Origin of the sequence: Francisella salimarina, assembly GCF_007923265.1 — a bacterium.
Taxonomy (GTDB): domain Bacteria; phylum Pseudomonadota; class Gammaproteobacteria; order Francisellales; family Francisellaceae; genus Francisella; species Francisella salimarina.
This window is the reverse complement of sequence record NZ_VOJA01000003.1, coordinates 369,137-381,544: the sequence shown is the minus strand read 5'-3', so window position 1 is coordinate 381,544 and position 12,408 is coordinate 369,137. Positions and strand designations below refer to the sequence as shown.

Here is a 12,408-nt window from a genome sequence, read left to right as displayed (position 1 = left end):
GCACAAAACTCTTTTATAGAACCAATAAAACCTTATACTTACTACAAAGTAAAAACATTTAATATCCCATGCATATATATATATCACAAAGTAATGATATTTATTTCAATTTAGCTTTTGAAAACTGGTTATTCTTAGAAAAACTTCATCATGAAAAGATTTTATTTTTATGGCAAAACTCTCCATGTGTTGTTATTGGTAGAGCTCAAAACCCATGGCTTGAATGTAATCTTGAAGCAATGAATAACGATAGTATACCAATGGTACGCCGTCAAAGTGGTGGTGGAACTGTTTATCATGATTATGGTAATCTTAACTACACTATCATTAGTACAAAAAAAGAACATAACATCAAAGCAAACCTAGAACTAGTATGCAATACAGTCAAAAAACTAGGTATAGATGTATATGCAAATGAAAGAAATGATATTGTTGTTGATCATAATGGTCATACCTACAAAGTATCAGGTAGCGCTTTTCGAGAGAAAAAAGATCGTGCTTTCCATCATGGTACACTACTCATCAATGCTAATACAAAAAAACTCTATGACTATCTTCATCAACCAATAGATAAATCTTTAGATACAAAGGGAGTAAAATCTCATCGCTCAAAAGTGATCAATCTATCTGAGATAAAACATGATATACAAACTCAAGATCTCACAAGGTCTTTTATTAAAAGCTTCAGAAGCATTGATTTAAGCTTAATAAATGAAGAAACGCCATTAGAAAATAGAGAGCTAATAGACGAAGAGATAGAAACACTCAAAGAATGGAAATGGCGCTTCGGCAAAACTCTACCGTTTACAAAGACATACACTAAAGGTAGTGAACAAATCAAAATCAAGATTGATGCTGGTATTGTTACAGAGATTAATAATGTTTATAAAAATACAAATCTAGCTGATAAAAATATTCGTTTCGAAAATAGCTATGATTTTGATTTCTTTAAAAAAATTCTTACAGAATAAATTTTATTTAGAGCTTGTTGAGAAAAATGTCGCAACACTAATTGCAAAAATAAAAGGTAAAATAAAAGCATCAACAACTGTTACAATGATGTTTTGAATAGACATTTCTAATGAACTCATCTCTAGACCAAAGTTTTTCAACAGATATATCAATCCAAAAGTTACTAACGGTTTTATTACCATAAGAGCTAATATTGCTATCGATATTCTAAACATATAAAAAAAGTTACTTCTTATTATAGCGAAGTTGTTAGATATAGATTCAAAAACACCCTTTTGTGCCAATAACACAGCAGGCATAACTGTCAAGAATAATAATACTCCCAAAAAAATACCTATATATTGTAAAAACATAGTGAGTACTGTCATCACAATCATGGAAAGTAAAAATGCTCCAAGAAATACAAATACTCTCTTAGAAAAGATTTGTAATGCTATTTTTAATGCATCGGATACTTTTAGCTCATGTTTAACCATTACACCTTGCAATATTATTATCATTGCATAAACAAATACTGTAGCTACTACAATCAACAAAAACATACTCGCTAGTATATTTCCCGATGGTAATTGCGAGATATCAGCTTCGTTACCACTTTGAATATAGTCTGCCATACCATGCTTCATTAAATATACAAAACAAAACTCTGATATAAATGACAGCATAAAAGCTAATACAAAAGTTATTTTAAAGGCTCTTTTGTATATATTTGTTGCTATCGAAATCGTTTCTCTAAAATTTAAATTATTCATCATAAATGCTCTAGTAAAAATAAAACAAGCTAAAATATAACATAAAATTTACTATTTTTGTCTTACAAAAATCAATAACGGCTTTAAAGCTTAAAAAAAATATAATAAATACTTGTAAAATTTTATATCAATACCATTTAGTAATATTACATAGATTATTTTAACAAACCTAACAAAGGATTTGATTATGGAAGCAATGAAAGGAACTACCATCCTATGCGTTAGAAAAGGTGATAAAGTAGTAATTGGTGGCGATGGTCAAGCTACATTAGGACATACAATAGCAAAAGAAAATATCATAAAAGTTAGAAAATTAAATGGTGGTAAAGTTCTAACAGGTTTTGCAGGTTCTACTGCAGATGCATTCACACTATTTGAAAAATTTGAACAAAAACTAGAATTTTATCAAGGTAATCTTGAAAGAGCTGCTGTTGAAATGGTGCGTGAGTGGCGTTTAGATAGAATGCTGAGTAAGTTAGAAGCTATGATTATAGTTGCAGATGAAAAGCTATCTCTTCTAATATCAGGGGCTGGAGATGTTATGGCTGCTGACAAAAATGACATTATATCTATTGGTTCTGGGTCAACTTATGCTCGCTCAGCGGCAACAGCCCTTGTTGAAAATACTGATCTTTCAGCAGAAGATATAGTCAAAAAAAGTCTTACTATAGCTGCAGATACTTGTATTTACACAAACCATAATTTCACTATAGAAAGTTTAGAAAATAAAAAAGGATAGTTATACGATGACACAAGTGATGACTCCAAAAACAATTGTACATGAATTAGAAAGACACATTATTGGTCAAAATGATGCTAAAAAAGCAGTTGCTATTGCTCTACGTAATAGATGGCGTAGAATGCAACTTGATGATGAGATGCGTCAAGAAGTAACTCCTAAAAATATCCTAATGATAGGACCTACTGGTGTAGGTAAAACAGAGATTGCGCGCAGACTAGCAAAATTAGCGGATGCGCCTTTTATCAAAGTTGAAGCTACTAAATTTACAGAGGTTGGTTATGTAGGTAAAGATGTTGAGTCTATAATCCGCGACCTAGTAGAAACAGCAGTCAAAATGAAGCGTGAAGAAGCTAAGCAACAAGTTACAGAAAAAGCTGCTGTATTAGCAGAAGAGAGAATATTAGATGTTCTTATTCCGCCAGCTAGAGCTTCTGAGTCAAAAGTAGGATTTGCGAATGAGCCTGCTGAAGATGCTCACTCTAAAAAAGAAAAAGAAAATAAAACTCGTGAGATTTTTAGAAAAAAAATCCAAAATGGCGAGTTAAATGATAAAGAGATTGAAATCGAAGTATCTGTAGCTCCTAAAAGTATAGGTGTTATGGGACCTCCAGGCATGGAAGATATGACAAATCAGCTTCAGGATCTATTCTCTAGTTTAAGTAGTGATAAGAAAAAAACCAAAAAGATGCGAATCAAAGATGCTATCAAGCTAGTCCAAGATGAAGAAGCTGCTAAGCTGATCAATGAAGAAGATATCAAAGCTAGAGCTCTTGAGTCTGTTGAACAAAATGGTATCGTATTCCTAGATGAAATAGATAAGGTTTGTAAAAAATCTGGAAATTCAGGTGCAGATGTATCTAGAGAAGGTGTGCAACGTGACTTACTACCACTGGTAGAAGGTTCTACTGTCTCGACTAAATACGGTATGATAAAAACTGATCATATCTTATTCATAGCATCAGGAGCCTTCCATGTTGCTAAGCCATCTGATTTAATTCCAGAGCTTCAAGGTAGATTACCAATTAGAGTAGAGCTAAAATCTCTCGAGATAGAAGACTTTGTTAGAATACTAAAAGAACCTGACTGCTCTATCCTTAAGCAGTATGTTGCTCTAATGAAGACTGAAGGTGTTGAATTAAGCTTCGAAGAAGATGCTATTAAAAAGATTGCTGAAATCTCTTTCCAAGTAAATGAGGAAGTCGAAAACATCGGTGCTAGAAGACTTCATACTGTTATGGAGAGACTATTAGAAGAGATTTCTTTTGATGCCCCAGACTTAGAAAATAAATCTATAAATATAACAACAGATTATATAAATGAAAAACTAAGTGGATTAGTCAAAAATAAAAATTTAAGTCAGTACATTCTATAATCCTTTACTAAATTTGCTATTTCAGCTACTTTTTAGAAAAAAACATCTATAAAATCAATTTTACTATCTACTTTAGTTTTAATAAATTAATGGGTGTTACTCTAATTAAAAAAGCCTCTAGGCTACTACTAATAACTCAGCTATTTTCAACTGTAAGCTTTGCTGTTCTTTACTCAACATTAGTCTTATTTATGACACAAGCTTTGGGATTCACCGTCACAAAAGCAAGTGCTGTAATGGGTGTCTTTGTAGCATTTAACTACGGCTTACATATCCTAGGTGGCTATATTGGTGGTCGATTAATTAGCTATAGAACTTTATTTTTAATAGGCATGGTTTTACAAATAATTGCTTGTCTATTTTTATCATTCCCAAGTACCGAGCACTTATATATTGCACTAGCCCTTTTCCTAACAGGCTGTGGACTAAATGTCCCATGTATAAACATGATGTTAACTCAGCAATTTGAAAATGATGACAATTCTCGGGAGACTGCATTTTTTTGGAATTATGCAGGCATGAATGTTGGATTTTTCATTGGATTTACAGTTGCAGGCGTATATCAAGCAGAACATAGTTATAATATACTTTTTCTTATTACAACTATTACAAATATAGTAGCTTTTCTGCTTGTAATAACTAGCTGGAAAACTGTAGCAGACAGAACCACTCCTCTTGTCAGAAAAATAAAAAACTCGGGAACAAATATCCTATATAAAAATAGCATATATACTGTTATTTTGATTTTAGTTACTATAGCTATTTTATTTATAGCCTTACAGTATCCTCTAAATACCAACTATATTGCTTTAGGTATTGGAATTGCATTATTAGCAATGTTCGTACCTATTGCAAAATCACAAGATAATAAAGAGCAAAAAGAAAAGGTATACGCTTATATTATTTTAGCAACTTTTGGATTAGTCTTCTGGTCTGCTTATCAGCTTGCTCCAATGGCTTTGACTGTATTCACAGAAGCCAATGTTGACAAGCACATTTTTGGCTTCACAATCCAAACCCAGTGGTTTCAAAATGTAAATACTGTAGTAATAGCTGTGGGAGGTGTGTTATTACCTAGTCTTCTTATAATTATTCGTCGAAAATTTATATTCTCATTCCCTATGCAGTTTTGTTTTAGCATCGTATTTATAGGAATTGGATTTTTGATGCTAGTGATAGGAATTTTCTCAGCGAACAAACTTGGACAAACAGCTGCTATATGGTTAATTTTAAGTTATGTATTTCAGTCCATAGGAGAGCTTTTAATATCGCCAACAGGATATGCTATGATTGGCAAACTTGCTAATCCTCGACTACAAGGCTTAATGATGGGGTCTTGGATGGTAGTCACCGGTAGTACATCTGGGGTTATAGCAAGCTTACTATCGATATTAGTTTCATCACCAAATATAAATGCAACCCCAATTGAAACAAATCATAATTATTTAACTCTATTCGCTAGTCTAGCTATCATTGCTGGTATAGCAGGTTTTATTATGTATTTACTAATTCCAAAAATCCGAAGGTTAGCTCATATATAGTTGTATATTAACTGTATTTTCATCAATCTATACACTATAATTCTAAATATCAGTTTAATTATTTTAATATCATCAGTCTGTGACTATTAAAGAAAAATATTCCAAATATATTCCACTTTTTATATCTGTAACGATGACTCTAAATGGTTTTATAACTATTTTAGCAGTTGCAATACCTGTTATTAACAAGATTTTTTCTGTCAACTTAGATCCGAACATTCCTTCTGATCTTTATGACTTTGGTATGAAATATAATACTGGTTTGGGAATATTCTTGCCATTAGTTCTCGGTTATTTGATGATAATTATAGCTCGTGGTATTTATAATCGAAAAAGATCTTTTTGGTTTTTAGCTGTTGTTTTCATTAGCTTATCAATAATCGGTGACTATATCCAAGATAAGCATATATCATACGATATTGCATTTTTCACTCATATTTTAGAGATTTTTTTACTGGTTTACTTCAGAAAAACTTTTAATAGAAAAAATTCTAACACAATCACCTTCTACCAGTTTGTACTTTTAATTTCACTTCTTTTAGCGATTGGATATAGTGTAACTGGATTATATTATCTCAAAGATGAATTTGATGGAATTACAAATGTCTCTGATGCAATATATTTTACAATTGTTACATTTAGCACGGTTGGGTATGGCGACATACACCCCTTAACAGAAGAAGCCAAACTTTTTACTGTATCTATAATGATTATGGGTATAGGTTTATTTGCAACAATTATCACTGTAATGGCAGGTAGTGTCATCAGCAAGATTACAGAAAAGTTTAAACAAAAAGATGGAGCAGCTCTAATGAAAGACCATATCGTAATATGTGGCTATACAGAAATTACCAAATGTTTAATAAAAGACTACTTCAAATCTCAAATAGATAATATCATTGTAATCGAGAAAGATTATCATCAAAAGTTCATAAATACTGATGCAGAACAAGAAAAACACTTTATAGATGCAGAATCGTATGACTATGATGCTCTCAAAAAGGCAAATATTAGCAAAGCTAAAAGTATATTTATTCTCAATGAAAAGGATTCGGATAATATATTAACTTTATTATCAATAAAAGAAGTATTAAAAACTTCAGAGCAATCAGTAAATAATCTAAAGATATCTATTAAACTTGATAAAGATGAAAGCATTAATATCGCAAATAATATAGGAGTAGACCAAATAGTCTCTCCAACTAAGAAAATTGCTGAAATGCTAATAAAATATGAATAATTTCACCAAAAATAATTAACATATCTATAGACTATGTTATTATTTCGAGAATATATGTACCAATTTTTCCAAAAAATATATTGTGGAGTAAAACCATGGAATATAATTATGACATTATCATTATAGGTAGTGGTCCTGGTGGCGAAGGTGCTGCCATGAAAGCGACTAGAAATGGTCAAAAAGTAGCAATTATCGAAGATGATGCGATTGGTGGCGGTTGTAATAACTGGGGAACAATTCCGAGTAAAACTCTTAGACAACTATCACGTGAAGTTTGGTATAACAAAAAAAACTTTGATTTCCCTGAAATGCTTGACACTACATTCGAAGTAGTATTAAAACAAAGAGAAATCAAAAAAAATCGTTTTGCCAATAATGAAATTGATGTATTTTATGGTTTTGCAAGCTTTCTAGACAAAAACAAAATCAAAATCTCTCGTAAAAATGGTTCTACAGAAATCATAACAGCTAAGAAATTCATACTTTCTACTGGATCTCGTCCATACCAACCTGAAGATATAGACTTTACTCATCCAAGAATTTTAGATAGTGACAAACTTCTTGAGTTAAAAGATAAAAATATCAAGTCAATTACCATATATGGTGCCGGTGTGATCGGTTGTGAGTATGCTTCTATATTGGGCACTCTTGATATTCAAGTAAATCTTATCAATACTAGAGATAAGCTGATGTCATTCCTTGATGATGAGATTATAGAAACTTTAACAAACCATTTCACTGTTAATCAAAAAATCAACCTAATGCATAACGAAACTTACAAGAGTATCAAAGCTAAAGGTGATAAAGTAATTACTACATTAAACTCTGGCAGAATTATAGAGTCTGACTATGTGCTATTTGCTCTTGGGCGTGCCGGTAATACTAATGGTTTAAATCTTGATAAAATTGGTGTTGAATACAGTCCTCAAAGAGGCTTAGTAAATGTAAATGATAACTATCAAACAACTCAACCTAATATATACGCAGTTGGTGATGTTATAGGTTTCCCTTCACTTGCATCATCTGCTTTTAACCAAGGTAGATTTGCTGCTACTCATATTATTGATGGATCATGCAATGATAAATTAGTTGAAGATATTCCAACAGGTATTTATACAAGACCAGAAATAAGCTGCATAGGCAAAACTGAAGAACAGCTAACAGCAGAAAAAATTCCTTATGAAAGTGGTAGAGCTTACTTCAAAGATCTTGCTCGAGCGCAAATTTCTGGAAGTGAAACTGGTATGTTAAAAATATTATTTCACAAAGAAACACTCGAAATTCTAGGTATTCACTGTTTTGGTCATAGAGTATCTGAAATTATTCATATTGGACAAGCAATAAAATCTATGCCTGGTAAACATAACAGTATTAGGTATTTCTTAAATACAACATTTAACTACCCTACTATGGCTGAAGCCTATCGTATTGCTGGTATTGATGGTGTTAACAAGCTTAAGCCTAAAAATAAGCAATATGCACCTGAACACAAATAGATATGTATTACGATATATATATAATTTTCATATTTATATTTCTCTTTGGAGCAACTATTGGTAGCTTCCTGAATGTTTTGATATATAGAATACCTAATAAAATATTTGCAGATGAAAAAAACATAGCCCGCGAAATACTTGACCTACCTAAACAAGAGTCGGAACAAAACTTTAGTTTAATCGAACCATCTAGATGCCCAAAATGTCATAATAAACTCAAGTATCGACATAATGTACCTATTTTAGGTTGGTTTATACTTAAAGGTAAATGCTATTTTTGTAGGGAGAATATCTCTTTTGAATACCCTTTAGTAGAGTTTATTACAGCTATGGTATTCATAACTATATTTTATGTATTTGGACTTACCATTCAGGCGATAGCTCTTGCTGGTTTAAGCACATTCTTTATTCCGCTATTTTTTATAGATGCAAAATATCAAATTCTCCCAGACTCACTTACTCTTCCATTAGTATGGATCGGTATTGTTCTCAACTATTATGGTGTATTTACCACACTAGATCAGTCAGTCTGGGGAGCAATTATTGGATACTTATCTCTATGGAGTGTGTTTTGGGTATATAAACTTTTCACAGGTAAAGAAGGTTTTGGCTATGGTGATTTTAAGCTACTAGCTGCTATTGGTGCATGGTTCGGCTACCCTATACTACTTTATACAATTTTTGCCAGTTGTATCTTTGGGATATTTATTGCTATTGGCATTAATCTCATCGCAAAGCGTACTAATGTTATACCCTTTGGTCCTGCTATAATTTTAGCGACATTTTTTTATCTTCTAACGAAAGATAATCTCTATATATGGTATAATCACGCTATGCTTATTCAATACTAATTGTTTCAGATGCAAAAAAAATATTTCGCTTCACTTATAGTGTTTGTATTGTTTTTGTTAGTGATTATATACTTTTTTAGTACCACTAATCTTAACAGATCACCTTTTAACAACCAACAAGGGCTATATATTGTTGAACATGCCTTCCCACAATACAAAGTAGTAAAGACTTTTGATACAGGTATACACCTGCAAGCTTATATACTAGAAGATAAAAAAGATCCTACAAAACGAACTGTTACTTTCACTAGTGAAAATGGAGATGTTATTGTTAATGGAGAACTTTTAGCATGGGACAGAAATCAAAATAAACTAACAAGTTTAAATCAAATATATGCTAATTATTTCACATCATCTACTCGAGCTAATAACCTTTACTTAGACATTAAGAAATATGCCACATATATTCAGCAAGGTAGTGACAATGCTCCACATAAGTTTTATGCTATAATCGATCCTAATTGTGGTTATTGCTCAAGTTTATTTGATGCATCTCAACCAGCCATTAAATCTGGTGATCTAGCAGTCCGATGGATTCCTTTAGGGAGTCTACACAATAGTGCAGATGTCGTAAATAGTATATTAAACTCAAAAGACCCATTACAAGCATTAATACAGTATCATGATACGAAAGTATATGATAAAAATTTAACTAAATCTCATGAAAAAGCTGAAAATAATATGAAGCTATCTACTGAGATCAACGGCTTTCCAACCATTATATATAAAACACCAGAAGGTGCTCTTAAGATATCTGGCGGAAATAAACTCCCTCTTACAGAGGCAAAAATTGCTGAAAAAGATAATATCAAAAAAGTTAATGAGTTCTTATTATTAACATCAAATAATTTTTAATTTTAAATATGAAAAAAATAATAATTCTAGTAACTACTCTTATTTTCTCAAGTATTGGTTTTTCTACGACTATAGCAAATATTCAAATATCAAATAGTTTACACAATCTAGAAAAACAGTATGGCGGAAAAATTGGTGTATATACAATTAATAGGAACGATAATAGTAACTTCTCCCATAACCAAAGTTTCTATTTTCCCATTTGTAGCACCTATAAGTTTCTTGTCGTTGGTGCCATCCTCAAGCAGAGCATGACAAATAAGGATTTACTCAATGAAAAAATAAAGATTTTATCAAATCAAGTAGTTGGATACTCCCCTATTACGAAAGAACATATCAATCAGACAATGACAGTTAGCCAACTTAGTAGGGCAGCTATTCAAAGTGATAATACAGCCACCAATCTTTTAATAGAGAAACTCGGCGGTTTGAGTAACCTTAATAAGTTTATACTATCGCTACATGATCATGCAACAAAAGTAGCTGGTCTAGAGCCCATAGCCAATCAAGTTAATCTTACCACCAATCAAAACAAGACCACTCCTAAAATAATGGCTAGAGATATTAATAAGCTTGCTTTTAGTAATAATATTCTTGATAAAAAGCATCGACTATTATTTAAAAAATGGCTTTTAGGAAATGATTCCGATGATAATCGTATAGCAGCTGAAATTCCTGATGAGTGGGACGTTGGTAATAAAACAGGTACTTGTGCCTACGGATCAACAAATGATGTTGCAATTATTTGGCCTGATGATGATAGAGCTATAATTATGGCTATTTTTTATACTCAATCACAAGAAAACGCTAAACCAAATAGTAAAATTATAAGAGAAATTACTAAAATACTTTTGGACAAGTTAGAACAACACAATAAAAGTAAAGATGCCTAAAATAAAAATGATTGTTGGCCTAGGAAATATAGGCAAGGAATATGAAAATACACGCCATAATGTTGGTGAATGGTTTATTGCAAGGATTGCTAAAGATAGTAATGAAAATTTTAGCCTAAACTCTAAACTAAATTGTAATATTGCTAAAGTAAGTATCGATTATAGTAACGTAATATTAGTATTTCCAACTACTTTTATGAACAACAGTGGTTTAGCTGTTAGTAAAGTTGCTAATTTCTATAAAATTGAGCCGCAAGAAATACTAGTAGTACATGATGAGCTAGATATCGACTCTGGAGAAATTCGCTTAAAAAAAGGTGGTGGACACGGCGGTCATAATGGCTTAAGAAGTATTCATCAACATTTAGGAACTAATGACTATCTTCGCCTAAGAATTGGTATTGGACATCCAGGGCATAAATCAAAGGTATCAAATTATGTACTATCGAATCCTTCTATAGCTCAGAGAAATGATATAGACAAGGCTATTGATAATAGCATATGTGTTTTAGATGATATAATAAACTACAAATTAGAACCTGCTATGCAGAAGCTACATACAAAATAAGACTATAAGGAATAAAATAATGGGATTTAAATGTGGTATTGTCGGTTTACCTAACGTTGGTAAATCAACTCTTTTTAATGCTCTTACAGAAGCTGGGATTGATGCAGAAAACTATCCTTTTTGTACAATTGATCCAAATGTAGGTATTGTTTCTGTACCTGATCAAAGACTTAATGAGTTGGCAAAAATTGTCAAACCAGAGAGAATACTTCCTACAACTATGGAGTTTGTTGATATTGCAGGTCTTGTTGCAGGTGCAAGCAAAGGTGAAGGGTTAGGAAATAAGTTTTTAGCAAACATCCGTGAAACAGATGCTATAGCGCATGTAGTCAGATGCTTTGAAGATGATAACATTATCCATGTAAGTGGAAAAGTTGATCCTATAGATGATATTAATACTATTAATATGGAACTTATTTTAGCTGATATCGAGTCTTGTGATAAAGCTATTCAAAGATTTGCTAAAATGAAAAAGTCAGGTGATAAAGAGGCTTTAGCTAAAGCAGATTTTTATACAAAACTAAAAGAACATTTAGAATCAGAAAAACCAGCCAGAACATTTGAACTAACAGATGATGAAGCTAAGTGGCTTAAGCAAACTCCTCTATTGACTAACAAGCCTGTACTATATATTGCTAATGTCAATGACGATGGTTTTGAAAATAATCCATTATTAGATAAAGTTATAGAATATGCTCAAGCTGAGAACTCAAATGTAGTTCCTGTTTGCGCTGCTATGGAGCAAGAGATATCTCAGCTTGAGCCAGATGAAAAACTTGAGTTTTTAGCTGATATGGGACTTACTGAAACTGGTCTTGATAGAGTAATTAAAGCTGGTTACGCTCTTTTAAATCTTCATACATACCTAACTGCAGGTGTTAAAGAGGTCCGAGCTTGGACAATCCCTGTAGGTGCTACAGCGCCTCAAGCCGCTGGCGTAATTCACACTGACTTTGAGAGAGGATTTATCAGGGCTGAAGTTATCTCTTATGATGATTATATTCAGTATAATGGCGAGAAAGGTGCAAAAGAAGCAGGCAAAGCTCGTCTAGAAGGAAAAGAATATATCATGAAAGATGGCGATGTTGTAAACTTTAGATTCAATGTATAACTAATATCAGTATAT

The 12,408-nt window shown here is 32.1% G+C and carries 12 protein-coding genes; 11 read left to right on the top strand and 1 reads right to left on the bottom strand.

Annotation, left to right across the window (positions count from 1 at the left end; all coding sequences use genetic code 11):
- The first annotated feature begins 68 nt into the window (after positions 1-68).
- Positions 69-971 carry a lipoate--protein ligase family protein gene (locus tag FQ699_RS04155; RefSeq protein WP_146421246.1) on the top strand — a complete coding sequence of 301 codons (903 nt, stop codon included), beginning with the start codon at positions 69-71 and terminating at the stop codon, positions 969-971.
- Positions 972-974: 3 nt separating this feature from the next.
- Here FQ699_RS04155 and FQ699_RS04150 read toward each other — a convergent pair whose 3' ends face one another.
- Positions 975-1,724 (bottom strand): hypothetical protein, encoded by a 750-nt coding sequence (locus FQ699_RS04150; RefSeq protein WP_146421245.1) that lies wholly within the window; start codon positions 1,722-1,724, stop codon positions 975-977.
- A 187-nt stretch (positions 1,725-1,911) separates the two neighbouring features.
- Between FQ699_RS04150 and hslV the strand changes: the two genes are divergently transcribed.
- The 10 genes from hslV to ychF all read left to right on the top strand — a co-directional run bounded on the left by hslV (position 1,912) and on the right by ychF (position 12,393).
- Entirely contained in the window at positions 1,912-2,463 is a 552-nt protein-coding gene (gene hslV, locus FQ699_RS04145) for an ATP-dependent protease subunit HslV (RefSeq protein WP_013923288.1), read from the top strand.
- Positions 2,464-2,470: 7 nt separating this feature from the next.
- On the top strand, positions 2,471-3,838 hold the full coding sequence (gene hslU / locus FQ699_RS04140) for an ATP-dependent protease ATPase subunit HslU (RefSeq protein ID WP_013923289.1): 1,368 nt from the start codon (positions 2,471-2,473) through the stop codon (positions 3,836-3,838).
- A gap of 89 nt (positions 3,839-3,927) precedes the next feature.
- On the top strand, positions 3,928-5,379 hold the full coding sequence (locus tag FQ699_RS04135; RefSeq protein ID WP_146421244.1) for a peptide MFS transporter: 1,452 nt from the start codon (positions 3,928-3,930) through the stop codon (positions 5,377-5,379).
- A gap of 79 nt (positions 5,380-5,458) precedes the next feature.
- Positions 5,459-6,619: an ion channel gene (locus FQ699_RS04130; RefSeq protein ID WP_224728092.1), complete on the top strand. Its 1,161-nt coding sequence runs from the start codon at positions 5,459-5,461 to the stop codon at positions 6,617-6,619.
- Positions 6,620-6,714: 95 nt separating this feature from the next.
- The gene (gene sthA, locus FQ699_RS04125; protein WP_179951662.1) at positions 6,715-8,115 is read left to right on the top strand and encodes a Si-specific NAD(P)(+) transhydrogenase; all 1,401 of its coding nucleotides are present in this window, start codon (positions 6,715-6,717) and stop codon (positions 8,113-8,115) included.
- Between the two features lie 2 nt (positions 8,116-8,117).
- Positions 8,118-8,966 carry a prepilin peptidase gene (locus FQ699_RS04120; RefSeq protein WP_146421242.1) on the top strand — a complete coding sequence of 283 codons (849 nt, stop codon included), beginning with the start codon at positions 8,118-8,120 and terminating at the stop codon, positions 8,964-8,966.
- Between the two features lie 9 nt (positions 8,967-8,975).
- Positions 8,976-9,821 carry a DsbC family protein gene (locus FQ699_RS04115; protein ID WP_146421241.1) on the top strand — a complete coding sequence of 282 codons (846 nt, stop codon included), beginning with the start codon at positions 8,976-8,978 and terminating at the stop codon, positions 9,819-9,821.
- A gap of 8 nt (positions 9,822-9,829) precedes the next feature.
- Positions 9,830-10,714 (top strand): class A beta-lactamase, encoded by an 885-nt coding sequence (bla, locus tag FQ699_RS04110; RefSeq protein ID WP_146421240.1) that lies wholly within the window; start codon positions 9,830-9,832, stop codon positions 10,712-10,714.
- Complete coding sequence (pth, locus tag FQ699_RS04105) at positions 10,707-11,282, top strand: aminoacyl-tRNA hydrolase (RefSeq protein ID WP_041263782.1); 576 nt, start codon at positions 10,707-10,709, stop codon at positions 11,280-11,282. The genes bla and pth overlap by 8 nt, the downstream gene beginning before the upstream one ends.
- A gap of 19 nt (positions 11,283-11,301) precedes the next feature.
- Entirely contained in the window at positions 11,302-12,393 is a 1,092-nt protein-coding gene (gene ychF, locus FQ699_RS04100; protein ID WP_013923297.1) for a redox-regulated ATPase YchF, read from the top strand.
- The last annotated feature ends 15 nt before the right edge of the window (positions 12,394-12,408 follow it).

Coding starts and splice junctions, on each gene's coding strand:
- FQ699_RS04155 (WP_146421246.1), top strand. CDS start 69: ATGCATATATATATATCACAAAGTAATGATATTTATTTCAATTTAGCT.
- FQ699_RS04150 (WP_146421245.1), bottom strand. CDS start 1,724: ATGAATAATTTAAATTTTAGAGAAACGATTTCGATAGCAACAAATATA.
- hslV (WP_013923288.1), top strand. CDS start 1,912: ATGGAAGCAATGAAAGGAACTACCATCCTATGCGTTAGAAAAGGTGAT.
- hslU (WP_013923289.1), top strand. CDS start 2,471: ATGACACAAGTGATGACTCCAAAAACAATTGTACATGAATTAGAAAGA.
- FQ699_RS04135 (WP_146421244.1), top strand. CDS start 3,928: ATGGGTGTTACTCTAATTAAAAAAGCCTCTAGGCTACTACTAATAACT.
- sthA (WP_179951662.1), top strand. CDS start 6,715: ATGGAATATAATTATGACATTATCATTATAGGTAGTGGTCCTGGTGGC.
- FQ699_RS04120 (WP_146421242.1), top strand. CDS start 8,118: ATGTATTACGATATATATATAATTTTCATATTTATATTTCTCTTTGGA.
- FQ699_RS04115 (WP_146421241.1), top strand. CDS start 8,976: ATGCAAAAAAAATATTTCGCTTCACTTATAGTGTTTGTATTGTTTTTG.
- bla (WP_146421240.1), top strand. CDS start 9,830: ATGAAAAAAATAATAATTCTAGTAACTACTCTTATTTTCTCAAGTATT.
- pth (WP_041263782.1), top strand. CDS start 10,707: ATGCCTAAAATAAAAATGATTGTTGGCCTAGGAAATATAGGCAAGGAA.
- ychF (WP_013923297.1), top strand. CDS start 11,302: ATGGGATTTAAATGTGGTATTGTCGGTTTACCTAACGTTGGTAAATCA.